Raw genomic sequence first — 24,883 nt, 5'->3', positions numbered from 1 at the left:
GGCCCCGGAAGGGGCCCTACTTCACGACCTTCAGTGCCGGGCCCTTGCGCTTCGGGGCCGGCGAATCCTCCCCGCCCCCGTCATCACCAGAGCCGTCCGGAGGCGTGCCCGGACCATCGTCGTCGGGGCCAGGCCCCGGCTCGCTGCCGAACATCATCCCCTGACCGTTCTCGCGCGCATAGACCGCGAGCACCGCTTGCATCGGCACAAAGACATCCATCGGGCTGCCCGCGAACCGGGCCGAGAAGGCCACCGCCTCGTCACCGATGTTCAGGGCCTGCACTGCGGTCGGACCGACATTGAGCGTGATCTTGCCCTGGTCGACGAACGCCTCCGGAACGATCACCCCTTCGACTGTCGCGTCGACCAGGAGATGCGGCGTGAAGCCGTTATCCGTAACCCACTCCCACAGAGCCCGGAGCAGATAGGGGCGCGACGAAGTCACAGGCGCAGCTCGCGCTCGGCCTCGGTCAGACTCACCTGGAACGATTCACGCTTGCAGACGCGATCGGCATATTCCTGAATCGCCTGCGGCAACGCCGTCAGATCGATGCCTACGGCGGGAAGCCGCCACATCACCGGGGCGATGGCGCAGTCCACAATCGAGAACTCGTCGCTCAGGAAATACGGCTTGAGCTCGAAGATCTCGGCCGAGCTGACCAGGCTTTCGCGCAGGATCTTGCGCGCCTTGGTCAAGCCGGAGCCGGAGGCCTGGTTGACGGCATCGAGACCCTCGTACCAGTCACGCTCCACGCGATAAAGCGCCAGCCGCGCGGCCGCCCGCGAGACCGGATCCACCGGCATCAGCGGCGGATGCGGAAAGCGTTCATCCAGGTACTCGGTGATGACGTGCGTGCCGTACAGGGCCAGGTCGCGATCCACCAGGGTCGGGACCTCGTTGTACGGGTTCAGGTCGGAGAGATCCTCGGGCAGTTCATCGGGCCCGAGATTGACGACATCCACGGCGATGTCCTTCTCCGCAAGGATGATGCGCACCCGGTGGCAACGCACGCAGTCGTGAGCAGAAAACAGGGTCATAACGGAACGACGGTTGGCGACCAGCGCCATGGCTTTCTCCCTAGCCCGGCCGAACGGTTTCCGGTGCCGGGCAGACGGTCAATAACACCGGCGCGCGATCATCCCTGATCGGCGCGCCGGTTACGGTTCATGCCGCCTAGTGTACGTCTTTCCAGTACTCCTTTTTCAAGAAGTAGGCGAGAATCGTGAAGATCCCGAGGAAAATCAGTACGTACAGGCCAATTCGCTGACGGTCCAGCTGCATCGGCTCACCCATGTACGAGAGATAGGTCACGATGTCGCGCACGGCACGATCGTACTCGCTGGGCGTCATCTGACCGGAGCGCACCAGTTCGAGACGCTCGTTACCATCCTCGTCGACGACCTTTTCCTGCCAGCCCTGCAGTTCCCACAGCACGTGGGGCATGCCGACGTTGGAGAACACCTCGTTGTTCGCGCCCAGCGGGCGCGACTCGTCGATGTAGAAGCTCTTCAGAAAGGTATAGACCCAATCCTCGCCATTGATGCGCGTGGTCATGGTCAGGTCCGGCGGGACCACACCAAAGGCCTCTTCGCCATAGTCTTCGCTCATGGCGTTGGTCATCAGCGAACCGACGCCAACGGGATCACCGGCCTCGTCGGTGATGAAGATAAAGTTCTCCTCCACCTGCTGCTCGGTCAGGCCGATATCGCGACCCACGCGGTTGTAGCGCATGTACTCGGTCGAGTGACAGGCCATGCAGTAGTTCATGAACAGGTTGGCACCGCGCTGCAACGAGGCCTCGTTGGTCACGTCGATGTTGGCCTTTTCCAGGTCACCGTCGTACCCGGCCGCCGAGGCGGCCGGGACGGTGAACAAAGCCGCAGCGGCCAGGAATGTAGTTGCAATCAGCGTTTTCATTACGAAGTCACCCTTTCCGGAACGGCACGGTCACGGCCCAGGCCACGTGCGAAGGCAGGGACCACCATGGTCACGAACAGATACACGGTCGGAATCAGCCAGGACCACATCAGCAGGCCCGCGCTATCGGGGTCGAAGCGCAGGATGTCGTAGAAGGAGTAGATACCCACCACCACGGCAAACGCGATCAGGCTAAAGACCATGGACCGTTCCTTGCTGAGGAACCACAGCACGAAGAAGAACGCGAAGTAGACCGTGGAGAAGCGCAAGCTCATCTCGCTGACCTCGCTGGTTGCCTGCTGCAGGCCCAGCCATCCGAGGATCACGAAGGCCACCACGAACACCGCCAGGTTGAACTTGGCCGCGAACGAGCGATAGCGCATCGACAGGACCGGGTTGCGATCCAGCCAAGGGATGAAGAACAGCATCACCACTGCGGCGCCCATCGCCATCACACCCAGGAACGGATCCGGCACCGAACGCAGGACCGAGTACATTGAGGTGAAGTACCAGACCGGCGGAATCAGGTCCGGGGTCACCAGCGGATCGGCCGGGATCATGTTATCGGCCTTCAGGAACAGGCCACCACCGGTCGGGAAGAAGAACATGATCACGGCGAAGACCATCAGGAACACGCCAACGCCCACCAGATCCTTCACGGAGTAGTAGGGGTGGAACGGGATGCCATCCTTCGGGATGCCATTCTCGTCCTTCTGGTCCTTGATGTTGATGCCGTCCGGGTTGTTGGAACCCACTTCGTGCAGCGCGATGATGTGCGCGGCCACCAGCATGATCAGCACCAGCGGCAGGGCAATCACGTGCAGTGCGAAAAAGCGGTTCAGTGTGGCATCGGACAGCAGGAAGTCACCGCGAATCCAGGTCACCAGGTCCGGCCCGATGTACGGGATGGTCTGGAACAGGTTCACGATGACCTGCGCGCCCCAGTAGGACATCTGACCCCACGGCAGCAGGTAGCCGGCGAAGGCCTCGGCCATCAGTACCAGGTAGATCAGCACACCGAAGATCCAGATCAGCTCGCGCGGCTTCTTGTAGGAGCCGTAGAGCAATGCCCGGAACATGTGCAGATAGACGACCACGAAGAACATCGAGGCGCCAGTGGAGTGCATATAGCGGATCAGCCAGCCCCACTCCACATCACGCATGATGTACTCGACCGACGCAAACGCGAGTTCGGCGTCGGGCTTGTAGAACATGGTCAGGAAGATGCCGGTGACCACCTGGATGACCAGCACCAGCAGGGCCAGGGATCCAAAGAAGTACCAGAAGTTGAAGTTTTTCGGTGCGTAGTACTGCGCCAGATGCTCGTTCCACATCTGGGAGAGCGGGAAACGGGCGTCCACCCAGCCCAGCACACCGCCCTGGATCTTGGTATCAGGATTGCTGGCCATTAGATCGCCTCCCCGTCTTCATCTGCACCAATGACTAGCAAGGTATCGTTCCGATACATGTGCCGCGGGACCACCAGATTGGTCGCCGCGGGCATGTTGCGGTACACGCGACCGGCCAGGTCGAAGCGCGAACCATGGCAGCCGCACAGCCAGCCGCCCTGCCAGTCGGAACCCATCTCGGGATCGCCGATCTCCGGGCGGTAGGTCGGCGAGCAGCCCAGATGGGTGCAGATACCGATGACGACCAGGATCTCGGGGTCGCGCGAACGGTACTCGTTCTGCGCATATGCCGGCTGCTGGCTTTCCACTTCGGAGTCGGGATCGCGCAGGCGATCGGCCACCTCGGCCAAACCGGCAACCATCTCGTCGGTGCGCCGCACCACCCAGATCGGCTGGCCGCGCCACTCGACGCTGACACGCTGACCCGGCTCGACAGCGGCCACGTCGAACTCGACAGGGGCCCCGGCTGCCTGAGCGCGCGCGCTGGGCTGCAAGGACGCCAGGAACGGGGCCGCGACTGCGGCGACCCCGGCTCCGCCTACGACGGATGTCGCGGCGACGAGGAACCGGCGACGGCCTCGGTTTACGCCTTGGTTTGCCATGTTTGTCTCTCCAAACAACGTGTTGAAATCGTGTTCCCGCGGCCGCAAAGGAAGGCGCGGCTGGTACGCGAAGGGGCTTGCCGCACGCGCGAATACCCATCTGGGCGGGCTGTAAAATGCGATAGAATTCCCGAACACGCTAATAAGGTCAAGTAGATTGCCGCCTTAAGACCGAGCATTGCACTCGGTCTCACGCCCCCGAAAACCTTATAAGCAGTTGATTATAAATTTGCTTGTTCCGGGCGCCGCCAACGCCCCGAAACCGCACATTCTGCACCACAATCTCGCAGCGCGCGGCCCGTGAGGGCGACATCGCTCAGGCTGGATTGTCGATCTCGATGAACTCGTGGTCGAGGCCGAAACGCTCCCTGCACCACTGCCCCAGGGCCTGGGCACCGTAACGTTCGGTCGCATGGTGCCCGGCGGCGAAGTAATGCACCCCAAGCTCGCGCGCCTCGTGGGTGGTCTGTTCCGAGATCTCGCCACTGACATAGGCATCCACCCCCAGGGCCGCCGCCTCGGTCAGTAGTGACTGCGCCCCGCCGGTACACCAGGCGATGCGCCGGATCGGGTGATCACCGGCCTCCACGCAAAGGGCCTCGCGTCCCAGCACGTTGCTGATGTGCGCCTGCATATCCGGCGCCGATAGCGGTCGGGCGGGGGTTCCGATCTGGCCGACACCGTCCTCACGCAGTACGCCGTCGATCGCGAACCCCAGGCGTCCCGCCAGCTGGGTATTGTTGCCGAGTGCCGGATGGGCATCCAGCGGCAGATGGTAGGCCACCAGATTGATGTCGTGCGCAAGCAACTGCCGCAAGCGCTCCCGCTTCATGCCGGTCACCTCCTGCGGCTCGCCCTTCCAGAAGTAGCCATGGTGCACCAGGATCAGGTCGGCCCCGGTCTCCACGGCCGCCTCCACCAGCGCCAGCGAGGCGGTCACCCCGCTGACGATCCGGCGGATCTCGCGCCGCCCCTCCACCTGCAGCCCGTTTGGACAGTAGTCGCGGAAGCGCTCCGGTTCGAGTTCCGCATTGAGTGCCTGCATCAGTTCGTCGCGATCGACCACGGCGGGATCCCCTGTTGAGCGATGATTCGGTATATTCGGCATATGGTGAATTTCTCCCGCTTCCTGCTGCAAGCTGCGCTGACCGGTATCGCCCTGGCGGTGGTGATCGCAGTGTTCTTCCCCGAGATCCTCGGCCGCGGCGACCCAGGTGCCGAGCTGCGGGTCGCCCCGCCGGTGGCTGCGCCTGCCGCAACCGGGGCGCCGGCCAGCTATGCCGACGGCGTACGCCGCGCCGCACCCGCGGTGGTCAACATCATGACCTCGCGCACCATCGACCGCCCGTCCGGCTTCGGCCTGCACGAGTTCTTTGGCCAGCAACTGCCACCGGGCGAACAGGAACAGTCCAGCCTCGGCTCCGGGGTCATCATGACCGATCAGGGGCACGTGCTCACCAATCACCACGTAATCGAGGAGGCCGATGCCATCGCCATCGTGCTGCCCGGCGGCGAGGCCCATCCCGCCGAGATCATCGGCATCGACGCGGACACCGACCTCGCCGTGCTGCGCGTGCGGGTGCCGGATCTGGCCGTGGCCACGGTGGGTCACTCCAGCGACCTGCAGGTGGGTGACGTCGTCCTGGCCATTGGCAATCCGTTCGGGGTCGGCCAGACCGTGACCCAGGGCATTGTCTCCGCCACCGGACGCAACCAGCTCGGCATCAACACCTTCGAGGACTTCATTCAGACCGACGCGGCCATCAACCCGGGCAACTCCGGCGGCGCGCTGATCAATGCCCGCGGCGAGGTCATCGGCATCAACACGGCGATCTTCTCGCGCTCCGGCGGCTCCCACGGCATCGGCTTCGCGATCCCCGTGGACCTGGCGCGCAGCGTGATGACCGACATCATCGAACAGGGCTTTGTCGCCCGCGGCTGGCTGGGGATCGAGGTCCAGGCGATGAACCGCGAACTGGCCGAATCCTTCGGCCTGGATGCCCCGCGCGGCGTACTGGTGGCGGGCATCCTGCGCGAAGGCCCTGCCGAAGACGCCGGCATCCGCCCGGGGGACGTCATCACCCACCTCGACGACAGCAGCGTGAACACCCCGCGCGAGGCCCTCAACGCGATCGCGCGCACCGCGCCGGGCGCAACCCTGGACATCCGCATCCAGCGTGAGGGCGAGGACATCGAACTCTCGGCAACGGTCGTCCAGCGCCCGATCTAGGCAACACCCACCCGGGGTCTTTCTCAGCCGTTGGCCGGCGAGCTGACCGTGGTCAGTACCGCGGTCAGCAGCAGGATCAACGCCACCAGGGCCCCCTCCAGCGCAATGCTGCGCCGCAGGCGCCGCGGTGCCCCCGGTTCGCCGCGCTCGAAGGCCGGCACCAGCCGCCACTTGTTCGCGGCCGCCAGCAGCAGAAGCAGCGCGACGATCAGCACCTTGCCGATCAGGAACTGGCCATAGCCGGTGGTCAGCAACGGCGTGATGCCACCCAGCAACCACCAGGCGAGAACTACCCCCGCCAACACCAGCAATCCGACCCCAACCATCGCGACCTGCCCAAAACGGGCCAGGATGCGCGCGGCATCCGCACCCTCGGGAGGATGCCCGGCCAGCCGGTACAGTGGCGCCAGCGACGCAACCCAGAAGGCGGCTGCCAGCAGATGCACGATCTGCAAGCCGGCCAACAGAACACGAGGCTCGTCCACCGTATGGCCCACCTGCACGAAGGCGAACATCACCAACAGTACCCCGGCCAGGCTCAGGCCATAGCCCACCCCCGGCAGACGCCGGGCATCCAGCAGGATCGCCTGGACCAGTAGCAGCCCGGTTACCGCGAGGATCAGCCGGGTCCCCTGCGCGCCCTCGAAGACCATACCGAGCAACATCGGGTCGAGCGCGGAGGCAACGTTCCCGCCCCCGAGATACCCGGCCTGCAGGGTCCACTGGAAAAGGGCCAGGGCGATCGCCGCCCAGGCCGCGACCGCCCCCGTCCGGGCGAGCACCCGGCGATCCGGATCGGGCAGATCCGGAAACGCCAGGCGAAAAAGCACCGCCCCGGTCGCCAGCAGGGCCCCGAGGTAGAACCCGGCCGTCACGAGGATCATCACAACGGTCCAGGCCTCCACCCCGGCGAGTGCCGACATCCAGGCCATGGATCAGTCCTCCACCGTGAAGCGGAAACCGTCGGACATCATGTGCCCGTCGCGCGCCAGACCGCGCCAGCGCACCTGATAGCTACCGGCCGGAAGCGGCTCCGCAGGCTCCACGAAGTAGCGCTCGGTCGGCTCGTTGCCCGGCCGATTCGCCATCCTCACACGGCCGTTGGGGCCGGTCACGTCGAACTGGGTAATGCGCATCGCGCCCTCGAACTCGATGCCGATCGCCTCCGGCGAGCCCTGCACGGTGGCGCCGTCCTCCGGCGTGCTGCCCAAATCGCCCTCATGGGCCAGAAGCGGCATGGCCAGGGCGAGCAGCAGGGCCGCCAGGGCGGCTCGGGTGGTGTTGTGAATCGTATTCTTGGTCTGCATGTCGTGTCCTCTTGCTGTTTAGCCGTGTGGCAAACGTTGTTTGAAACAGGTGTGGGTAACACGGAGGGTCCGACTGGACCCTCCGGCCGGTTTTCCATACCGGAGACTAGTGGTCGTGACCTCCATGCCCCCCGTGACCACCATGGCCGTTTGCGTCGCGGCTGGGGGTCGGCAGCGCATCCGAGCCGTCACCGGCCAGCTTGCCGCGGCGCACCGGATTGCCGAAGTCCGGGTCATCGCTGACCATCCAGGCGACCTCGCCCTCCGGATGCCAGTACCAGCCCGGGTCACGGAAGTCGCCCGGCTCCAGGTCGTCACGGACCTTGATCAGGGTGAACATCCCGCCCATGCCGATGCTGCCAAAGGGCCCCTGCCCCATGGCCATCGCCAGGGTGTTCTCCGGGCCGGTCATGTGACCACTGTCGGTATGCTCCTGATGATCGGCCATGCCGTGCTCGCCCATCGCCATGTAACCGGGGAGGATCGAGCGGATCTCCTCCTCGATACCGGACTGATCCACGCCTAACGGGTTGGCAATGCCGTGGCCCATCGGGTTCATGGTGTGATGCGACATGTGGCAGTGGAACGCCCAGTCACCCGGCGGCGCGACGAACTCGATATCGCGGGTCTGGCCGACCGCCACGATCTCGGTGGTCTCCTTGCGCCACTGGCTGCGTGGCCAGCGCCCGCCATCGGAGCCGGTCACCTCGAACGACACCCCGTGCACATGCATCGGGTGGTTCCACATCGACAGATTGCCCATGCGGATACGCACCCGCTCGCCGGTCTTCGCCACCAGCGAGTCGATGGCCGGGAACACCTTGGAGTTCATCGACCACAGGTCGAAATCCACCATCACCGACGGGTCCGGTGTGCGGGTGCCCGGATGCAGACTCCAGTTGTGCAGCATGATCGCGTAATCGCGGTCCACCGGTTCGATCTCGCCGTCCTTCGGGTGGATGATGAACATGCCCATCATCCCCATCGCCATCTGCACCATCTCGTCGGCATGCGGGTGGTACATGTGCGTGCCGTGCTGGTTCAGCTCGAACTCGTAGACGAAGGTTTCGCCCGGGTGGATCGGCGGCTGGGTCACGCCCTTCACACCATCCATGCCCGAGGGCAGGTGGATGCCGTGCCAGTGCACCGAGGTGTACTCGGGCAGCCGGTTGGTCACATAGATGCGGACACGATCGCCCTCCACCGCCTCGATCGTCGGCCCGGGGGTGGCGCCGTTGTAGCCCCAGCACTTGGCGACCGATCCGGGCGCGAACTCGTGCTCGATCTCCTCGGCCACCAGGTGAAACTCCTTCACCCCGTCGTTCTTCGTGTAGGGCAGGGTCCAGCCATTGGGCGTATGCACCGGCATGTAGCCCTGCTCGGTACGTTCGCCCGGCGTGTGGTCACCCTCGTTGTGGTGCTCGTGGCCGGTTTCGGCCATCACCCGTGTCAGGGTGGTCGCCGGCAGCAGGGCGCTGGCGGCAATCAGAAAGTTACGGCGCTTCATCAGTGATGCCCTCCATGCCCGTGGTTGGAATGATCGCGGTGGCCCTGGTCCTGCTGACCGTGGTCATCGTGATCCATGCCTTCATGGCCTTCGTGGCCTTCGTGGCCTTCGCGGCCTTGGCCGTGATCCATATCGTCATGGGCCCCGTGATCCCCGTGGTCCATACCGGAATGCCCTTCATCGCCGTCGCCATGATCCATGCCTCCATGGCCTCCGTGATCCATGGCACCGTGATCGCCATGCCCCATGGACCCGTGGTCCATGGCCGTCGGCTCGTGCTCCAGCTGGGCGGTCGCGAAGGTTCCGGCGCTACCCGGCTCGCCGCCCGGCAACTCGCCGGCCACGGCATGCGCCAGCGCGGCGCGGGCCTGCCAGTAGTCACCCAGGGCCGCGACAGTCTTCTGCCAGGCGGCCAGCTCTTCCTGCTTGATCGCGAGCAGGTCGAACACGTCGTCGAACATGAAGTTCACGCGTTCCTGGAGCCGCTCGGTCGCCAGCTCGCGAGCCGGCAGCAGGTCGTCCTGCAGCACGCCGAAACGGTTGCGGTGGTGGGCCAGACGCTCGAAGTGCTGGTGCACATCATTGGTGACCGCCTGCACGAGCGACTCACGCCGCGCCTCGCCGTCCGCCAGCCGTGCCTCGGCGCGGCCAATACCGGCCTGGTTCTGGTTGAAGATGGGCAGCGTGAACGAGATGCCCCCACCCCACAGGCGGGTCCCGTCACCCTCACGCTCGAACTCCAGCCCCGGTTCGATATCCCCCATCCAACGGTAACGCCGCACTAGGGCCACGCCCTCGGTCAGCCCATCCAGGGCATGATCCAGGGCGCGCAGATCCAGGCGCTGTTCCAGCGCCTGGTCCACCAGGGCCTGACGCTCCTCGACCTCTGCCAGCGGCAGCGGCAGCTCTTTCGGAAGCTCCCAGTCATCGACCTCGCCAGGCAGCCCCATCAAATGCGCCAGACGCAGCCGCGCCTCGCGCTCGCGCTGGCGGGAATCCTCGAGCTTAAGCCGTGACTCGGCCGCCCGGATGCGCAGGTGGGCGCGCTGCAGGTCCGAGATATTGCCGGCGTCATAGAAGCGCTCGCCCAAACGTGCGCCCAGATCCGCGGCCCGGCTCTCCAGGCGTTGCACCTCGGCACGCTGGCGGGCGGCCACCGCGTCATACCAGGCGCGTTCGGTGTCACTGGCCAACGCGACCATCCCCTCGGCTAGTTGCAGACGGGTGGATTCCCAGTGAGACCGCGCCATCTCCTGGCGCGAGCCGCGCATCAGCAGCCCGGAGATCCCCCAGGCCAGGCCAACGCCGTACTCGTTGCCACCGCCACCCTCGGGGCGCATGACCGACAGCGACAGCGATGGATTGGAAAACTGGGAGGCCTCGACCACGTCGGCCGCAGTCAGATCCAGCTTGGCATAAGCCTGCTGCATGCGCGGGTTGCGCCAGATGGCCTGGTGAATGGCCTCGTCGAGCGTCAGCTCGCCGGAGGGTCGGGGCATCTCCGACTCGGGCAGGTCGATCCCCTGCACCGAGAGGTCCTCCATCAGATCGGACCGGTCCAGCTCGGGCGCGGTAACCGCACAACCGGCGAGAAACAGTACCGACACCACGGGGAGCAGCAATCGGGTTGCTCGCATCGTGAAAATCTCCTTGATTCCGTACTCGATTCCGAACCGCGCGCAAGCGCACGACACGGCCATACTGCCCGCTGCCGGGGGGCACCCAGGCAGCACACGGGCAGGAACCGGCCAAACGGCCGGCATTACGGGATCAGGAGAGGATTGGAGGGCGGTGCAACGCGGCCGTGGAAGGACCGCTCTGGAAGGAATGCAGGCTTGCGCCCGGCGGTTCAGTCGCCACGACACTCATGCCGGTGATGGACGGCATGCCCTGACAGTGGCTACAGGCGGCGCAGGCAGCCAGACAAGCCGCATCCACGCAATCGGTATGTGCAAGCAGCTCGCTGGCCTGGGAATGTTCCGACGAAGACGCATGGTCCGAACCATGATGCGGCGACGCGGCGTGGCCCGCCCGGTCACCATGCGCATGGTGAACATGGGCAGCGTCGTGCCCGTGATCGTGGGCCCCGTGCTCGGCGTCGCCCTTGGACTGGGCACTATGCATCGTGTGCCCGGCGTGACCGTCTTCCATACCCACGGCCGCGGCCAGCGCCGGCAGGCCGGCAATCGCCAGCACCAGCATCCAGCACAGCAGTCGGTAGAAGACTCGCTTCACGTCGGTCCGAACCTCGTCTCGAGGGGCGTCGCGCCCCCTATAACCTGACATCAACCTACCACAACCCACAGCCACCTGCGGACGCAACCCCGACGTTCGAACGGACCCGCACCGGGACCGCCCACGGAGATCGCCACGTCGCTTCGCTCCTCGCGATGACGAGCTTCCAGCCCCGTCGTTGCGAGGAGCCGAAGGCGACGCGGCAACCCCCGGACCAAGCCCCGGCGCCGGATCGGCGAGAGGGCTGGCCTCCTACGCCAGCGCGCGTTCGATTACGTCGCGCAGGTCGCGCGAGACTTCGAGCGCGGCGAGGCGCTCGAGTTCCGCGCGCATCTGCTCGCCACGGCCGGTGTCCACCTTGCGCCAGCGCGTCAGCGGCTGGGCCAGGCGTGCGGCGGTCTGCGGGTTCATCGCGTCCAGCTTCTCGACGAAGCCGCCCATGCGGCGGTAGCCCTCGCCGTCGTCCTGGTGGAAGTGGCGTTCGTTGCGCGCCATGAAAGGCCCCAGCACCGCACGCACGCGGTTCGGGTTGGTCCAGCGAAAGCCGGGGTGCTCAAGCAGCGCGTCCAGGCGCTCGAAACCGCCGGCGACCTGGCTGCCCGCCTGCAGCCCGAAGTACTTGTCCAGCACCAGCGGGTCGTCGCGGTAGCGCTTTTCGAAGTCCGCCAGCAGCACCTGGCGCGCCTCGTGGTCCAGCTCGTTGACCGCATTCAGTGCGCCCATGCGCATGGTCTGGCTGCGCGCCTTCTGGTACTGCGCCAGGGCCTCGGGCACCGCGGCCTGGTCGCGCGCGGCCACACGCAGCGCCAGCAGCCGGTTGCGCAGCTGGCGCCGGCCCATGGCCTCGGCGGTGAACGCACCGTTGTCGACGTCATCCAGCTTCGGCTGGATCTGCTGCATCGCGTCGGTCAGCGGCATGTACAGGCGCTTCTCCAGGTCGTCGCGCTCGTTGCGCAGACGCACCGGGTCCACGCGCTCGAACAGCTCGGCCAGCTCGCGGGTCGGCGGCAGCTGCAGGATGGTCGCCAGCAGCACCGGCTCGATTGCGTCGTCGCGCAACAGCGCGGCCAGGGCATGCTCGATCGCCGCCTCCAACGCGGTGTCGGCGGCATCGTGCTCGATGCGTGACCGGATCGCGCGGCGGAACAGCGTCTGCGCCGCCTCCCAGCGGGCGAAGGCGTCGTCGTCATAGGCCAGCAGGTGGGCCAGCTCGTCCACGCCCTGGTTGGCGTTCAGGATCACCGGGGCGGAGAAGCCGCGCAGCCAGGAGATCGCGGTTGGCGAGTCGGACAACTCTTCGAAACGGAAGGTCTGCTCGCCCTCGCTGAGCTCCAGCACCCACTCGTCCTGCACCTCGCCACCCTTCTGGTGGGCCGTGATGCGCCTTCCTTCGGCATCCAGAAAGGCCACCCGCATCGGGATCACCACAGGCTCCTTGTGCTCCTGCCCTGGAGTTGGCGGCGTCTCCTGCGTGAGCGTGATGCGCGCCTGGCCACCGGGGCCGTCAAACGACGTCGCGGCCGTGACCCGCGGGGTGCCGGCCTGGGTGTACCAGCGCTTGAATGGCGTCAGGTTACGCCCACTGACCTCGGCCATCACCGCCACGAAGTCGTCAGTGGTCACCGCCTGACCGTCGAAGCGCTCGAAGTAGACATCCAGTCCGCGGCGGAAGGTCTCGCGCCCGATCAGGGTGCGCAGCATGCGGATCAGCTCCGCGCCCTTTTCGTACACCGTCAGGGTGTAGAAGTTGTTGATCTCGGCGTAGTGATCCGGGCGCACCGGGTGCGCCAGCGGGCCGGCATCCTCCGGGAACTGGAAGGCTCGCAGCATGGCCACGTCGTCGATGCGCTTCACGCCGAACAGGGTGCAGTCGGTGGTGAATTCCTGGTCGCGGAAGACCGTGAGCCCCTCCTTCAGCGACAGCTGGAACCAGTCGCGGCAGGTCACGCGGTTGCCCGACCAGTTGTGGAAATACTCATGGGCAATCACCGACTCGATGGCGACGAAGTCGTCATCCGTGGCGGTGTCGGGACTGGCCAGCACGTACTTGGCGTTGAACAGGTTCAACCCCTTGTTCTCCATCGCCCCCATGTTGAAGTCGTCCACCGCAACGATCATGTACACATCCAGATCGTATTCGCGGCCGAAGGCCTCCTCATCAAAGCGCATCGCGCGCTTCAGCGAGGCCAGCGCGTGATCGCAGCGATCGGCGTTGTGTGCCTCCACGTACAGCTCGAGCTGAACCTCGCGCCCGGACATCGTGGTGAAGGTGTCGCGCTGGCAGGCCAGATCCCCCGCGACCAGCGCGAACAGGTACGACGGCTTGAGGAACGGGTCCTCCCACACGGCGTAATGCCGGCCACCGTCCAGCTCGCCGGCCTCCACCCGGTTACCGTTCGCCAGCAGTACCGGGTATTGCACCCGGTCCGCCTCCAGGCGCACGCGGTAGGTGGTCAGCACATCCGGGCGATCGGGGAAAAACGTGATGCGGCGAAAGCCCTCCGGCTCGCACTGGGTGCAGAGATTCCCGCTGGAGGCGTACAGCCCCTCAAGCTGAGTGTTCTGCTCCGGGTGGCAGCGGCTGACGATCTCCAGCCGCGCGGCCTCCGGCAGGCCGTGGAGCAGCAGCCCCTCGGCGTCCTGTTCCAGCAAACCCTCGGCCGGCTTGGCGCCGTCCACCGTGAACGAGACCAGTTCCACGCCATCGCCATACATGCGCAGCGGCGCATCCGGCTCCACCGCCTCCGGGTTGCGCCGCACCGCCATGCGCGTCGTCACCTCGGTGGCTGCCGCCGCCAGATCAAAGTCCAGCTCCAGGCTCTCCACCACAAACGCCGGCGGCTGATAGTCGTTCAGATAAACCGCCAGGGGGCTCGCATCACGCATTCCAAACTCCAAATCATCAATAACCGTTCAACACGTATCACGCCCACGCGGTCCATACCCCAAACCCGGACAAGGACCCCGTCATTGCGAGGCCCCGCAGGGGCCGTGGCAACCTCCATCCGCAACCCCCACGTTTCTCCGCCCCGGCCGGGGTCACCCCCACAGATCGCCACGTCGCTACGCTCCTCGCGATGACGCTGCTTGTTCGCCCGTCATTGCGAGGCGCCGAAGGCGCCGCGGCAATCTCCCCAAGCTGGCAGAGCGATCGGCTCGCCCTTCGGGCCGGCCTGCGGCCGTTCAACGCGCTTCGCGCTTTTGTGCCACGGCGCCGGCGGCCCCTCGCAATGACAGCCCCGGGAACTGGCACCACGCGTCCAATCCGTTAGCATACCGCGCATGGAATGGATCGATATCTGCTTTAACCTCACCCACGAATCCTTCAACAAGGAACGCGACGAGGTCCTCGAACGCGCCCGCGAGGCCGGTGTCTCCTGGATGCTGATCACCGGCGCCGACGCCCACCAGAGCGAAAAGTGCCTGGAGATCGCCGACCGCTACCCGGACTGCTGCCGCGCCACCCTGGGCGTGCATCCACATCTCGCCAAACAGTGGACCGACGCGATCGCCGCCCGGTTCAGTGACCTCGCCCGTGCGGACGCCAACGTGGTCGCCATGGGCGAGATGGGTCTGGACTACAACCGGGACCACTCGCCGCGCCCGCAGCAGCGCAGCGCCTTCGAGGCCCAGCTGGAGCTGGCCGCCGACCTCGGCCTGCCGGTGTTCCTGCACGAACGCGACGCCCACCACGACTTCGCCCAGATCCTGCGCCGCTGGCGCGACAAGGTGCCGGCGGCCGTGGTGCACTGCTTCACCGGCGAGGCCGACGCCCTGGCCGAATACCTCGACCTCGACTGCCACATCGGCATCACCGGCTGGGTCTGCGACGAACGCCGCGGCCACCACCTGCACCCGCTGGTCCCGCGCATCCCGCGCGGCCGCCTGATGATCGAGACCGACGCCCCCTACCTCCTGCCGCGCAGCCTGCCCAAGGGCACCGGCAAGAAGATCGGCAACGGCCGGCGCAACGAGCCCGCCTTCCTCCCCCACATCGGCGAATACGTGGCCAAGCTGCGCGACGAGACCCCGGAAGACCTCGCCGCCCACACCACCGCCACCGCCCGCGCGTTCTATAACCTCCCCGAAACCGCCGGTGTCTGAAACACCGGACAACGACCCGACGCCACGGGTGGCGCTGGTCACCGGCGCCGCGCGCGGGATCGGCCTCGGCATCGCCGAGCGTCTGGTACGGGATGGGTGGCAGGTGGTGCTGACCGACCTCGACGGCGCCGAATGCGAACAGGCCGCCGCGCGCATCGGCCCCGCGGCCCGGGCGATGACGCTGGATGTCCGCGACGAGCAACAGGTCCGCGAAGCCATTCGGCGCACGGAGGAATCGCACGGCGGCCTCGATGCGCTGGTCAACAACGCCGGCATCAGCGACCCGCACTCCGGACCTCTGGAAGAACTGGAACTCGCCGACTGGCAGCGCTGGCTGGACACCAACCTCACCGGTGCCTTCCTGCTTGGCAAGCATGCCCTGCCGCTGCTGCGCCGCCGCCATGGGGCCATCGTGAACATCAGCTCGACTCGCGCCCTGCAGTCGGAGCCGCACACCGAGGCCTACGCCGCCAGCAAGGGCGGCCTCGACGCCTTCACCCACGCCCTGGCCATCAGCGCCGGGCCGGACGTCCGCGTGAACGCCATCCGCCCCGGCTGGATCGACGCCCGCAGCCCCGACCAGCAAAAGGCCGAGCCCCTGTCCGCACAGGACCACGCCCAGCACCCGGCCGGGCGCGTCGGCCAACCCGCCGACATCGCCGCCCTAACCGCCTTCCTGCTCGGGCCTGACGCCGGCTTCGTCACCGGCCAGACCTGGACCGTCGACGGCGGGATGACCCGCCGGATGATCTACACCGACTGACCCCCGCCCAAAAGCGGAAACGAAAACGCCCCGGAACGACCCGCGTTCCAGGGCGTTGATTTCCTCCCAGTGAATCAGCCGGGAGGCGATCGCGTCAGTCGAAGGTGCGCGAGCGGAGGATCTCCGGGCGCAGGAAGTCCTTCTCACCGGTGTTGTCGTGATCGCCCAGCAAGTGCCCGTCCACCTCGCGCACGGTCCCGTAGAGGGTGCGCCCGTGGAAATTGGCGTGCTTTTCGCGGGTCTCGTGGACATCACCGGTGTAGCGCGGGTCCTGCGGGCGTTCGTGACTGTTCATGTAGAACGCCACATCCCAGGCCTCCTGGTCGCTGAGCGAGTTCGGCTGGCCCAGCGGCATGTTGTGCTTGATGAAGGCCGCCGAGGTATTGATCCGCGACATCCCGGCACCCCAGTTGTAGGAACCATCTCCCCACAACGGCGGGAAGACCACCTGTCCGTCCTGCTTCAACCCCTGACCGTCCTCTGCGTGGCAGATCGCGCAGCTCTGGGCATAGACCGCCTTGCCGCGCTCGTAGTTAGGCTCCTGTTCCGGCTCGGCCACCGATCCATAGCCACGCCCGTAGATCTCCTGGTCCGGGTAGACCGGCGCACCCTTGGCCAGCCACTGCATGTAGGTAGTGATGGCCAGCATCGTGTCGCTGCCGTACTCCGGCGGATTGCCATTCATCGAGTAGGTGAAGCAGCCCACCACGCGTTCCTCGAGGCTGTTCACCTGCCAGTTCTTGCCGCGGTAGTCCGGCAGCGTGATCGCGGCGGGCCACAGAGCGGCACTGAACGGCTGGCGCCCGGCATCCATGTGGCAGCTGGCACAATTCATGTCGTTGAACACATGCTGGCCGCGCAGTTGCTGGGTATCGACGAACAGGTCATGACCGCGCCGGACCACGTCCTTGAGTTCGGGACTCATGGCGGCATCCTCGAGATCCTGAAGCGTCGGCGGGATATGGACGAGCTGGTCCTCCTCCGGCTCGGCATAACCGAGGGCGAACAGGGGCTTGTATTCGTCCCAGGCAGCGCTCGCGGCACCGGCCAGCAGGACGGCCGCGCCCGTCGTCAGCGTGAGTTTGCGAATCTTCATTCCGTATCCCCTTGTGCCGACGTGACACGTTGACGGGCCAGCCAGGCCGAGACGGCCCGGATGTCCTCATCGCTCATGCGCTTGGCGATCGCAGCCATCAGGCCCTGCGGATCGTTGTCGCGCTCGCCCTCCTGCCACTGTCGCAGTTGACCGGCGATATAGCCGGCATGCTGACTCGCGATGCCCGGGAACACATCACCGGCCCCGGCATTGCCCGGGCCGTGGCAGCTCTGGCAGCTGACGATGTACTGGTTCCAGTCCCCACGCCGCGCCAGCTCCTCGCCGCGCGCCAGGGTGGCGTCATCCACGTCGTCGCCCCCCTCGGCCTGGGTAACCGGAAGCTGGGCATAGTACGCAGCGACATCGGCTACAGCCTGATCATCCAGCATATTGGCGAACGCGGCCATGGTGCTGTTCCGGCGGCGGCCTTCCTGGTAATCCTTCAGTTGCCGCGCGATATAGCCTTCGGACAGACCGGCCAGGCGCGGCCAGGATTCGCCTCCCGGAACGTTCTGCCCGGAGCCATCGGCCTGATGGCAGGAAACGCAGGTCTGCGTCAGACCCTCCCCGCGCTGCGGATCACCTTCGAGGCCATCGACGGCCAGTGCCGGCGTCCCCGCGAGGCCGAGACCGAGGAGGAGGGCCAACCCTCCGGCAAGCTGTTTCTTTTTCATATGTGCTGTCCTTGGTCATGAGCCGCTATGCGCCGAAAGAGGAGTCACCGAACAGTCACCACGATCATCGGGCGAACCCAGAAATAACAACTAAAGAATATTCTCAATTCAGAATAAAGGATACGTCCTGCGGTTAGAGACAGCCGGGTTCTTGATGCAGATCAAACCTCTCCCACACAGGGACCTACGCCAAGGCGTAGATGGGGCAGCACATCCCTGGCTACTGGCCTGGCTACTGGCTGAACTAGCGCCGAATCGCGCCAGTGCCGGCAAGGGCTCCAAAGTGACGCGGTACCTGCGAACCGGAACCATGCCGTAGCATGACCCGTCTGATCGCAACTGGAACAGGGAGACAGAGCATGAAGACTTCGGTGATTCTGACGGTGATCGGGCCGGACCGGCCGGGGCTGGTCAGCGCGGTGGCGGCGCGGGCGCGGGCGGCGGGCGGCAACTGGCTGGAGAGCCGCATGGCGCAGCTGGCCGGTCAGTTCGCCGGGGTCGTGCTGCTGGAGGCCGAGGCGGATGCCGCGGACCAGCTGGAGGCCGCACTGCGCGAGCTGGAGGGGGACGGTCTACAGATCCAAATCAAGCGCGGGAGTGAGCTTCCGGCACCGCCCTGGCACCGGGTGATGCTCGATCTGGTCGGGCACGACCGGCCGGGGATCGTGCAGGACATCACCGCCATCCTCTCGCGCCACGGCGTCAGCGTGGAAACCCTGGATACGGCCTGCAAGCCGGGCTCAATGACCGGCGAACCAATGTTCCACGCGCAGGCGCAACTCGGCGTCCCCGAGGACCTGGATCTGGACACCCTGCAGGACGCCCTCGAGGCACTGGCCAACGAACTGATGGTCGACCTCGAACTCCACGACCCGCAACACGAGCCGCCCGAGGCAGCCTGACCTGGAATCCGAGCAAGCTTGATACCCCTCGCCCGTAACGAGCGCACCGGAAAGCCGCATCAGGGTGCGGCGCGGTGGCGGCGAGCGGCGTCGAGGCGGCGGACGAAGTCCTGCATCAGGGTGGTGTAGAGCGTCTCGCCGAGGACCTTGTCCTCGATGCCGGCGTCGAGGTTGGGATTGTCGTTCACCTCGATCACCATCACGCCGCGCGGGGTCTGCTTGAGGTCGACGCCGTAGAGGCCGTCGCCGATCAGGTTGGCGGCCTTGACGGCGGTCTTGACCACCGCCGCGGGCACGTCGGCCAGGGCCTGGGTGCGAAAGCCGCCCTCGCGCGCGCCGCCCTTGGCGTCGTGGTTGACGATCTGCCAGTGTTTGCGCGACATCAGGTATTGCGAGGCGTACAGCGGCTGGCGGTTGAGCACACCGATGCGCCAGTCGAATTCGGTGTAGACGAACTCCTGGGCGAGAATCAGATCGCTCTCCTTGAGCAGGCGCCGGGCGATGGATTCCAGCTCGCCGCGGTCGTTCGCCTTGAATACGCCGCGCGAGAAGCTGCCGTCCGGGATCTTCAGCACCACGGGATAGCCGATCGATTCCTCCGCGCGCAGGATGGTCTCGCGGTTGAGGATCACCGTCTTCGGTGTGGGCACGCGATGGGCGGCCAGGCGCTCGGCCAGGTAGACCTTGTTGGTACAGCGCAGAATGGAGTCGGCATCGTCGATCACCACCATGCCCTCGGCCTCGGCCTTGCGCGCGAAGCGGTAGGTGTAGTGGTCGATCGCCGTGGTCTCGCGGATGAACAGGGCATCGAACTCCGCCAGGCGCGACAGATCGCGCGCCTGGATCAACTCGACGTCCATCCCCTGCTCCTGTCCAGCGCGGACGAAGCGCTTGAGCGTCGCCGGCGTGGACGGGGCCAGGGCCTCGTCCGGGTTGTGCAGGATAGCCAGCTCGTAGCGTGCGCTGCGGGCCTCGCGCCGGCGGCGCCAGGGCTTGGAGAGGTAGCGCTCGAGGGCGGCAAAGAAGGCCGGCTCCTGCTCGGGCTCGAGCGCGTTGAGCGCGAACGGGCGCAGGGCATGGATCTGCCACCGCCCCTGCAGCCGGAACTCCACCCGGAACATCGGCGCGGGGAACAAGGCGAACAGCTGCCCGGCGATCTCCTGCAGCGCCGGCTCGGCGCACTGGCCGAACAGCACGGTCAGTTCCAGCCGTTCCGGATGCGTGCCCTGGCGGCTGCGCCCCAGTACGCGCGCCACACGTTCATCCAGTTCTTCGGTGTCCAGGCTGTAGATCGACTTGCGCGACAGGTCCTGCAGGGTGCGCACGCTGGGGATCACCCGATGCCCGCGCGCCTCCGCCAGCAACGAGCCGTAGTAGCCCGCCGACAGGTAGCGCTGGCTGCGGCACAGGTTGATCACCCGCAGGTTGGCGGGATCGTCGACGGCCGGGCCGCGCAGGTAGTCGTCGATGGCCATCACCGGCAGGTCGGGGAAGTGCGGCTTCCAGTCCGCCCGGCGCTCGACCAGGATGCGATGCTCAGGCATGCGCCACCCCTGGCGTCTTGCGTGGGCCGACGATCACCGCCGCCTGCAACCCCGCACGGCCGTAGCGCGCCATGCGCTCGAAGTCCGCGCGCGCGATCGGCATGTTTACCGAATCCAGCGCGCGCTCGCCCTGCTCGGTATCCACGAACGGGTCGTGCACGTAGACAAAACGCTCGTCGAACCCGGTGACCGTAACCCAGTGCGGGAAGCGCTCGGCGTACAGCCGCACGCTGCTGATCAACACCACCGGCACCCCGCCCTCGGCAGAGCGTGCCGCCAGCTGGGCCACGTTCACCGGACCATGCACCACGGGGACCCCGAGCTGCTCCAGCTCCTCGATCATCTCTTCCTGCACCAGCTGCATGACTTCCTTTTTCTCCACGCTGCGCACCGAATCGGCAAACGCCACGCCACGATCGCGCACCAGCAGTTCCACCTCGAACCCGCGATGGGCGGCCGCCAATGCCAGCCCGTAGGGCCCGCAACCGCCGTGGCCGGAGGTCATGAATATGGTGGTGGCGTCACGCCACAGGCGCAGCTCCAGGCGCCGGTCCAGCTTCAGGTCCGGGTCGATGGCGCGCATCGCCATCATCAGCGCGGCCGGGCCGCAGGTGAACTCCAGCGTCTGCGCGTAGTACGGTGCGCGAACCAGCGCCGGATCGGGACCGGGCGCCAGCGACTTTTGCAGCCGCAGCGCATCCATGTGGTCCTCGTAGTAGTCGTCGATGGTGCCGAAATCGCGATACCCCAGCCCACGGAACAATGCCTGACTGGCCGCGTTGTCACGCCGCACTTCCAGGCGCAGATCGGTCCGGCCGTGCTCCCGCGCCACATCCTCCGCCGCCTCCACCAGGCGCCGCCCGAGCCCTTGCCCGCGTGCCCGCTCGCTGACCGCGATGGAGTACAGCCGCGCCAGCGACGTACCCCGGCTGAACAGCAGCATCACGTAGCCGAGCAGCCCCTCACCACCGGGCCCCTCCGCCACCAGCGTGGCCGCATGCCCGCGCGTGAGGAGGTAACGAAACTGCCGCCGCGAGATGCGATCGACCTCGAACGCCGCCTGTTCCAGCGCCACCAGCGCCTCCAGATCCTCCAGCGTGGCGGGACGGATCGGGGGCGATTCGACTGCGGGCGCGACCCGTTGCTTGACCTGCTGGCTCACGCTCCTCTCCCGGCGGCTGCCCGATCTCCATCGTAGCGCAACCACCGCGTGCGAATAACGCGTTGCAACGGGAATGCTTGCCGAGGTCGCGGCCGCTACAAACCCAGCGCGCCGGCCAGCTCGTCCAGGTCCCGGATGGTAGCGGTGGGTTCCCCGCCCCAGGGATCGAACAGCCCCTGCCCCGCCCGGTCGAGCCAGGCCGTGCGCATACCCGCGGCCTGCGCGCCGATCACGTCAAACGGGTTGCCCGAGATCAGCCAGGCATCCATCGGCAATACATTCGCCCGCTGGAGGAAATGCCGGTACACCCGTGGATCGGGCTTGAAACAGCCGATCTCGTCCACGCTGACGACATCCTCGAAGCGATCGTCCAGACCGGCGTGGCGCAGCAGCTCATCCACCGTCTCGGCCCTGCCGTTGCTGAATGCGAACAGGCGGTGGCCGTCCGCGCGCAGGCGATCCAGGGCCGGAGCCGCATCGGTAAAGGCGGGGAGCTGGCGATAGCGCTGCAACAACGCCACCTCCTGCTCAGGGTCGAGCTCGATATCCAACGCCTGGCAGCAATAGCGCAGCGCCTGCTCGGTACAGGTATCGAAGTCCGCATACGCCCCCATCAGCCCACGCCGGAAGGTGTATTCGAGCTGCTTCTCGCGCCAGGCACGCGCCAGAACAGGGGCCTGTTCGCCGATCCAGCCTTCGAGCGTCGCCGCAATCCCCTGCGTATCGATCAGCGTCCCGTACACATCGAACGCCAGTGTCTGTCGCATCATCACCTCCCGGGAGCGGGAACCACCTGCTTCATGCCGGCCACAATGGCGCCCTCTCGCACTACCATGCCAGTATGAGCGGACACCTTGCTCCGGCCATCGCCCACAGCGATGTCACGAGGATGATGACATGAAGATCAAAGACCTCATCGACGAAGCCGAGTCCCTGCCCGTGGAGGACCGCGCCCTGGTAGTCGATTCTCTCCTGCGCAGCCTGAACCCGCCCGATGCGGGTGTAGACCGAAAATGGGCGGAAGTCTCCCGAAAACGCCTGGAAGAGATCCGGTCGGGCACGGTCGCGGCCATTCCGGGCGAGCAGGTCTTCGAGAAGATATGGCACCGGTTTGAACGATGAGTTTTCGCTTTCATCCGGAAGCGGAGCAAGAACTCACGGAGGCCGTCCAGTACTACGAAGAAATCGAGCCCGGACTCGGGAACGATTTTGCGGTTGAAGTGTTTGCAGCGGTGCAACGCGCCCTCGCTTATCCGCGCGCATGGACGGTTCTCGAGGGCGAAGTACGGCGCTCGTTCGTGAAGCGATTTCCGTACGGAGTCCTTTATACAGAAGACGAGGACGCTGTTCTGATTCTCGCCATCATGCACCTGCATCGTGATCCGGACTATTGGAAGACCCGCGCACCGGGCGCGTAATCCCGGCCTTCCGGACACGGCAGCCATGCGACCCACAGAGGATCTGGACATGCGTTGCCGACACGGCAGACTGGACACGTTGACCCACCATTCGAAGCACTGGAGTCGTCGATGACCATGCAGGAGACCATTAGCCGGAAGCTGGAGGAACGCTTTGCGCCCGAGCATCTGGAGGTGGTGAACGAGAGCCACATGCACAACGTGCCGCCGGGTTCGGAGTCGCACTTCAAGGTGACCGTGGTATCCGAGGCCTTTCGCGATCAGAAGCTGATTGCGCGGCACCGGCTGGTGAACCAGGCCCTGGCCGACGAGCTGGCCGGGGGCATCCACGCCCTGGCGCTGCACACCCTGGACCCGGACCAGTGGTTCGAGCGCGCCGGAAAGGTCGCGGATTCCCCGCCCTGCATGGGCGGCGACGGCGGCGCGAAGGCCTGAGGTCTTGTCGGTCACTGCCACCCCCACGGCCCACTCGGCCGTGGACGCCATCCTGCGCGCGCGGCTGGAATCCCCCGGGCTGATGGACCTGCTCGGCCAGATCGAGGCGAGCCTGAACGCGGCGGCCTCGCACCCGCCGCTCGCGGGTGTCTCCGAGCACCTGGGCCCGGACCGCCATATCGTACTCTGGCTCATCGACGGCTTTGCCGCCCGTTACCGCCGCCACACGCCGCTGTTGGGCGCGGACCACGTGACCGATCTGGAGACTGTGTTTCCCAGCACTACGGCCACCGCGATCACCAGCATCCTGACCGGCCGCCACCCCGCACGGCATGGCCTGCTCGGCTGGCATACCCGCCTGGCGGCCGCCGAACGTACCCTTACGGTACTGATGGGCCAGGAGCGCGGCGCCGACGACCACCCGGCCACGCTCGGCTACCGCGAGCTGACCGGCCGCGTGCAGCCCGACCGCCTGGGCGACCGGCTTGACTGCGGCATGACCTTCATCGGCCCGGAATGGATCGGCGGCACACCCTACAACCGCATGATGAACCGCGGTGCCGACTTCATTGGCTTCGAGGACCTCTCCGAGCTGCCGGCGCGGGTGGCCGCGCATGTGAACGCGACGCCGGGACCCCACTTCACCTACGTCTACTGGTCGGAGCTGGACCATCTGGGCCACGAATACGGCCCGGACAGCCCGGAGGTGGAGCGCCACCTGAAACAGCTGGACCTGGCCTACACCGCCACCTGCGCGCAGATCCAGCGTCAGGAAAGCGTGTTCCTGACCACCGCCGACCACGGCATGCGCACGGTCGAACGCCGCCTGGACCTCCGCGAGCATCCGGCGGTACAGGCCTGCCTGCGCCACCGCCTGACCGGCGAGCCACGCGCCGCCCTCGCCCACATCCGAACCGGACAACACGCTGACTTCCTGCAGGCACTGGAGCGGGCGTTCGGTGACGACGTCCTGGCCATCCCGCAGGCCGAGTGGCTGGGCCACGGGACCCTCGGCCCCGAGCCGCAACACCCGGAACTGCGCGCGCGGGCCGGCGACTACCTGCTGCTACCGGTCGACGACGCCTACCTGGTGGACCCGCCGGCCGATGACGAGGGGCCGTTCTTCGTTGGCGCCCACGGCGGCCTGTCCCCGGAGGAACGGCATATTCCCCTGTTTCTTCGGAATATCGGCCAGTCGCGGTAAACTGCCGGGTTCTGTGCCGGTCAAACCGACTGGCGCTGGCTAAACAAGACTGTCCCGAGACCCCATGAACGACACCACCGACCAGACCTACAACAACGCCGCCCAGCACCTGATCGAGCTGGCCAACCGCCTGGCGGATGACGGCCAGGCCGACGAGACCGGTGATGTTGCCGACGGCCTGCTGGCCGGTGCGATCCACTTCTGGCTGTACAGCCGCCAGCCCTGCGGCGACCCGTTGTGCGAGGACTGCGCCCCGTTCGCGGATGCCGAGAGCCGGCTGGCCATGCTGCACGAGCTGATCGACGAGCTGGCGCGCGACAGCGACTACTTCCATTCCACCACCGACAGCACCGTCGGCCACGCCTGACCCGCC

The 24,883-nt window shown here is 66.4% G+C and carries 27 protein-coding genes; 10 read left to right on the top strand and 17 right to left on the bottom strand.

The window, feature by feature from the left end:
• Window positions 1–16: 16 nt before the first annotated feature.
• The 6 genes from TVD_RS02110 to TVD_RS02085 all read right to left on the bottom strand — a co-directional run bounded on the left by TVD_RS02110 (window position 17) and on the right by TVD_RS02085 (window position 4,995).
• Window positions 17–445 (bottom strand): ClpXP protease specificity-enhancing factor, encoded by a 429-nt coding sequence (locus TVD_RS02110; RefSeq protein ID WP_018144480.1) that lies wholly within the window; start codon window positions 443–445, stop codon window positions 17–19.
• Window positions 442–1,068 carry a glutathione S-transferase N-terminal domain-containing protein gene (locus TVD_RS02105; protein WP_018144481.1) on the bottom strand — a complete coding sequence of 209 codons (627 nt, stop codon included), beginning with the start codon at window positions 1,066–1,068 and terminating at the stop codon, window positions 442–444. The genes TVD_RS02110 and TVD_RS02105 overlap by 4 nt, the downstream gene beginning before the upstream one ends.
• A 106-nt stretch (window positions 1,069–1,174) precedes the next feature.
• Window positions 1,175–1,918 (bottom strand): cytochrome c1, encoded by a 744-nt coding sequence (locus TVD_RS02100; RefSeq protein WP_018168240.1) that lies wholly within the window; start codon window positions 1,916–1,918, stop codon window positions 1,175–1,177.
• On the bottom strand, window positions 1,918–3,327 hold the full coding sequence (locus TVD_RS02095) for a cytochrome b (protein ID WP_047250697.1): 1,410 nt from the start codon (window positions 3,325–3,327) through the stop codon (window positions 1,918–1,920). The genes TVD_RS02100 and TVD_RS02095 overlap by 1 nt, the downstream gene beginning before the upstream one ends.
• Complete coding sequence (gene petA / locus TVD_RS02090; protein WP_047250696.1) at window positions 3,327–3,929, bottom strand: ubiquinol-cytochrome c reductase iron-sulfur subunit; 603 nt, start codon at window positions 3,927–3,929, stop codon at window positions 3,327–3,329. The genes TVD_RS02095 and petA overlap by 1 nt, the downstream gene beginning before the upstream one ends.
• 316 nt (window positions 3,930–4,245) lie before the next feature.
• Window positions 4,246–4,995 carry a Nif3-like dinuclear metal center hexameric protein gene (locus tag TVD_RS02085; RefSeq protein ID WP_047250695.1) on the bottom strand — a complete coding sequence of 250 codons (750 nt, stop codon included), beginning with the start codon at window positions 4,993–4,995 and terminating at the stop codon, window positions 4,246–4,248.
• Window positions 4,996–5,037: 42 nt separating this feature from the next.
• Here TVD_RS02085 and TVD_RS02080 point away from each other — a divergent pair, with 42 nt between their 5' ends.
• Window positions 5,038–6,159: a S1C family serine protease gene (locus tag TVD_RS02080; protein ID WP_018176158.1), complete on the top strand. Its 1,122-nt coding sequence runs from the start codon at window positions 5,038–5,040 to the stop codon at window positions 6,157–6,159.
• A gap of 23 nt (window positions 6,160–6,182) precedes the next feature.
• On the opposite strand, the gene TVD_RS02075 is transcribed toward TVD_RS02080, so the two are convergent.
• The 5 genes from TVD_RS02075 to TVD_RS14670 form a co-directional block, all read right to left on the bottom strand.
• Complete coding sequence (locus tag TVD_RS02075; RefSeq protein WP_047250694.1) at window positions 6,183–7,091, bottom strand: CopD family protein; 909 nt, start codon at window positions 7,089–7,091, stop codon at window positions 6,183–6,185.
• Between the two features lie 3 nt (window positions 7,092–7,094).
• Window positions 7,095–7,466, bottom strand: coding sequence for a copper resistance CopC family protein (locus TVD_RS02070; RefSeq protein ID WP_047250693.1), 372 nt, complete (start codon window positions 7,464–7,466; stop codon window positions 7,095–7,097).
• A 106-nt stretch (window positions 7,467–7,572) separates the two neighbouring features.
• Window positions 7,573–8,973, bottom strand: a complete 1,401-nt coding sequence (locus TVD_RS02065) for a multicopper oxidase family protein (protein ID WP_047250692.1) — start codon at window positions 8,971–8,973, stop codon at window positions 7,573–7,575.
• Window positions 8,973–10,595, bottom strand: coding sequence for a TolC family protein (locus TVD_RS02060; protein ID WP_047250691.1), 1,623 nt, complete (start codon window positions 10,593–10,595; stop codon window positions 8,973–8,975). The genes TVD_RS02065 and TVD_RS02060 overlap by 1 nt, the downstream gene beginning before the upstream one ends.
• 148 nt (window positions 10,596–10,743) lie before the next feature.
• Window positions 10,744–11,124, bottom strand: a complete 381-nt coding sequence (locus tag TVD_RS14670; RefSeq protein ID WP_338065500.1) for a hypothetical protein — start codon at window positions 11,122–11,124, stop codon at window positions 10,744–10,746.
• Between TVD_RS14670 and TVD_RS15030 the strand changes: the two genes are divergently transcribed.
• A complete protein-coding gene (locus tag TVD_RS15030) occupies window positions 11,014–11,256 on the top strand; it encodes a hypothetical protein (protein WP_338065499.1) in 243 nt (80 codons plus the stop codon). The two genes, TVD_RS14670 and TVD_RS15030, sit on opposite strands and share 111 nt — an antisense overlap.
• Before the next feature lie 204 nt (window positions 11,257–11,460).
• Here TVD_RS15030 and pepN read toward each other — a convergent pair whose 3' ends face one another.
• Window positions 11,461–14,094, bottom strand: a complete 2,634-nt coding sequence (gene pepN, locus TVD_RS02050) for an aminopeptidase N (protein WP_047250690.1) — start codon at window positions 14,092–14,094, stop codon at window positions 11,461–11,463.
• Between the two features lie 396 nt (window positions 14,095–14,490).
• Here pepN and TVD_RS02045 point away from each other — a divergent pair, with 396 nt between their 5' ends.
• On the top strand, window positions 14,491–15,312 hold the full coding sequence (locus TVD_RS02045) for a TatD family hydrolase (protein ID WP_047250689.1): 822 nt from the start codon (window positions 14,491–14,493) through the stop codon (window positions 15,310–15,312).
• A complete protein-coding gene (locus TVD_RS02040) occupies window positions 15,305–16,075 on the top strand; it encodes an SDR family oxidoreductase (RefSeq protein WP_047250688.1) in 771 nt (256 codons plus the stop codon). The genes TVD_RS02045 and TVD_RS02040 overlap by 8 nt, the downstream gene beginning before the upstream one ends.
• Before the next feature lie 94 nt (window positions 16,076–16,169).
• Here TVD_RS02040 and TVD_RS02035 read toward each other — a convergent pair whose 3' ends face one another.
• Both TVD_RS02035 and TVD_RS02030 read right to left on the bottom strand, forming a co-directional pair.
• A complete protein-coding gene (locus tag TVD_RS02035; RefSeq protein ID WP_047250687.1) occupies window positions 16,170–17,171 on the bottom strand; it encodes a c-type cytochrome in 1,002 nt (333 codons plus the stop codon).
• A complete protein-coding gene (locus TVD_RS02030; RefSeq protein ID WP_019563223.1) occupies window positions 17,168–17,845 on the bottom strand; it encodes a c-type cytochrome in 678 nt (225 codons plus the stop codon). The genes TVD_RS02035 and TVD_RS02030 overlap by 4 nt, the downstream gene beginning before the upstream one ends.
• Window positions 17,846–18,204: 359 nt before the next feature.
• Here TVD_RS02030 and TVD_RS02025 point away from each other — a divergent pair, with 359 nt between their 5' ends.
• The gene (locus TVD_RS02025; RefSeq protein WP_047250686.1) at window positions 18,205–18,747 is read left to right on the top strand and encodes a glycine cleavage system transcriptional repressor; all 543 of its coding nucleotides are present in this window, start codon (window positions 18,205–18,207) and stop codon (window positions 18,745–18,747) included.
• Between the two features lie 59 nt (window positions 18,748–18,806).
• Here TVD_RS02025 and TVD_RS02020 read toward each other — a convergent pair whose 3' ends face one another.
• The 3 genes from TVD_RS02020 to TVD_RS02010 all read right to left on the bottom strand — a co-directional run bounded on the left by TVD_RS02020 (window position 18,807) and on the right by TVD_RS02010 (window position 22,220).
• A complete protein-coding gene (locus tag TVD_RS02020) occupies window positions 18,807–20,291 on the bottom strand; it encodes a RimK family protein (RefSeq protein WP_047250685.1) in 1,485 nt (494 codons plus the stop codon).
• Window positions 20,284–21,453 carry a GNAT family N-acetyltransferase/peptidase C39 family protein gene (locus tag TVD_RS02015; protein ID WP_047250684.1) on the bottom strand — a complete coding sequence of 390 codons (1,170 nt, stop codon included), beginning with the start codon at window positions 21,451–21,453 and terminating at the stop codon, window positions 20,284–20,286. Before TVD_RS02015 ends, TVD_RS02020 begins: the two co-directional genes overlap by 8 nt.
• 95 nt (window positions 21,454–21,548) lie before the next feature.
• Entirely contained in the window at window positions 21,549–22,220 is a 672-nt protein-coding gene (locus tag TVD_RS02010; RefSeq protein WP_047250683.1) for a haloacid dehalogenase type II, read from the bottom strand.
• 130 nt (window positions 22,221–22,350) lie between these two features.
• Between TVD_RS02010 and TVD_RS02005 the strand changes: the two genes are divergently transcribed.
• The 5 genes from TVD_RS02005 to TVD_RS01985 all read left to right on the top strand — a co-directional run bounded on the left by TVD_RS02005 (window position 22,351) and on the right by TVD_RS01985 (window position 24,877).
• Window positions 22,351–22,575 carry an addiction module protein gene (locus TVD_RS02005; protein WP_047250682.1) on the top strand — a complete coding sequence of 75 codons (225 nt, stop codon included), beginning with the start codon at window positions 22,351–22,353 and terminating at the stop codon, window positions 22,573–22,575.
• Window positions 22,572–22,871 (top strand): type II toxin-antitoxin system RelE/ParE family toxin, encoded by a 300-nt coding sequence (locus TVD_RS02000; protein WP_024327834.1) that lies wholly within the window; start codon window positions 22,572–22,574, stop codon window positions 22,869–22,871. The genes TVD_RS02005 and TVD_RS02000 overlap by 4 nt, the downstream gene beginning before the upstream one ends.
• Window positions 22,872–22,982: 111 nt before the next feature.
• A complete protein-coding gene (locus tag TVD_RS01995; protein WP_018176172.1) occupies window positions 22,983–23,306 on the top strand; it encodes a BolA family protein in 324 nt (107 codons plus the stop codon).
• A gap of 4 nt (window positions 23,307–23,310) precedes the next feature.
• A complete protein-coding gene (locus TVD_RS01990; RefSeq protein ID WP_047250681.1) occupies window positions 23,311–24,510 on the top strand; it encodes an alkaline phosphatase family protein in 1,200 nt (399 codons plus the stop codon).
• Window positions 24,511–24,574: 64 nt separating this feature from the next.
• A complete protein-coding gene (locus TVD_RS01985; protein ID WP_018144508.1) occupies window positions 24,575–24,877 on the top strand; it encodes a hypothetical protein in 303 nt (100 codons plus the stop codon).
• Window positions 24,878–24,883: the final 6 nt, after the last annotated feature.

The sequence above is a fragment of the Thioalkalivibrio versutus genome, assembly GCF_001020955.1.
GTDB classification, from domain to species: domain Bacteria; phylum Pseudomonadota; class Gammaproteobacteria; order Ectothiorhodospirales; family Ectothiorhodospiraceae; genus Thioalkalivibrio; species Thioalkalivibrio versutus.
The sequence above is the reverse complement of the archived record's forward strand: the minus strand, read 5'-3'. Positions and strand labels throughout refer to the sequence as shown.

Bases quoted from the DNA above. Each gene is read 5' to 3' on its own strand.
- TVD_RS02065 (WP_047250692.1), bottom strand. From the start codon at position 8,973: ATGAAGCGCCGTAACTTTCTGATTGCCGCCAGCGCCCTGCTGCCGGCG.
- petA (WP_047250696.1), bottom strand. From the start codon at position 3,929: ATGGCAAACCAAGGCGTAAACCGAGGCCGTCGCCGGTTCCTCGTCGCC.
- pepN (WP_047250690.1), bottom strand. From the start codon at position 14,094: ATGCGTGATGCGAGCCCCCTGGCGGTTTATCTGAACGACTATCAGCCG.
- TVD_RS02070 (WP_047250693.1), bottom strand. From the start codon at position 7,466: ATGCAGACCAAGAATACGATTCACAACACCACCCGAGCCGCCCTGGCG.
- TVD_RS02020 (WP_047250685.1), bottom strand. From the start codon at position 20,291: ATGCCTGAGCATCGCATCCTGGTCGAGCGCCGGGCGGACTGGAAGCCG.
- TVD_RS01995 (WP_018176172.1), top strand. From the start codon at position 22,983: ATGACCATGCAGGAGACCATTAGCCGGAAGCTGGAGGAACGCTTTGCG.
- TVD_RS02030 (WP_019563223.1), bottom strand. From the start codon at position 17,845: ATGAAAAAGAAACAGCTTGCCGGAGGGTTGGCCCTCCTCCTCGGTCTC.
- TVD_RS14670 (WP_338065500.1), bottom strand. From the start codon at position 11,124: ATGGAAGACGGTCACGCCGGGCACACGATGCATAGTGCCCAGTCCAAG.
- TVD_RS01985 (WP_018144508.1), top strand. From the start codon at position 24,575: ATGAACGACACCACCGACCAGACCTACAACAACGCCGCCCAGCACCTG.
- TVD_RS15030 (WP_338065499.1), top strand. From the start codon at position 11,014: ATGCGCATGGTGAACATGGGCAGCGTCGTGCCCGTGATCGTGGGCCCC.
- TVD_RS02080 (WP_018176158.1), top strand. From the start codon at position 5,038: ATGGTGAATTTCTCCCGCTTCCTGCTGCAAGCTGCGCTGACCGGTATC.
- TVD_RS02095 (WP_047250697.1), bottom strand. From the start codon at position 3,327: ATGGCCAGCAATCCTGATACCAAGATCCAGGGCGGTGTGCTGGGCTGG.
- TVD_RS02045 (WP_047250689.1), top strand. From the start codon at position 14,491: ATGGAATGGATCGATATCTGCTTTAACCTCACCCACGAATCCTTCAAC.
- TVD_RS02100 (WP_018168240.1), bottom strand. From the start codon at position 1,918: ATGAAAACGCTGATTGCAACTACATTCCTGGCCGCTGCGGCTTTGTTC.
- TVD_RS02025 (WP_047250686.1), top strand. From the start codon at position 18,205: ATGAAGACTTCGGTGATTCTGACGGTGATCGGGCCGGACCGGCCGGGG.
- TVD_RS02005 (WP_047250682.1), top strand. From the start codon at position 22,351: ATGAAGATCAAAGACCTCATCGACGAAGCCGAGTCCCTGCCCGTGGAG.
- TVD_RS02035 (WP_047250687.1), bottom strand. From the start codon at position 17,171: ATGAAGATTCGCAAACTCACGCTGACGACGGGCGCGGCCGTCCTGCTG.
- TVD_RS02075 (WP_047250694.1), bottom strand. From the start codon at position 7,091: ATGGCCTGGATGTCGGCACTCGCCGGGGTGGAGGCCTGGACCGTTGTG.
- TVD_RS02010 (WP_047250683.1), bottom strand. From the start codon at position 22,220: ATGCGACAGACACTGGCGTTCGATGTGTACGGGACGCTGATCGATACG.
- TVD_RS02105 (WP_018144481.1), bottom strand. From the start codon at position 1,068: ATGGCGCTGGTCGCCAACCGTCGTTCCGTTATGACCCTGTTTTCTGCT.
- TVD_RS02000 (WP_024327834.1), top strand. From the start codon at position 22,572: ATGAGTTTTCGCTTTCATCCGGAAGCGGAGCAAGAACTCACGGAGGCC.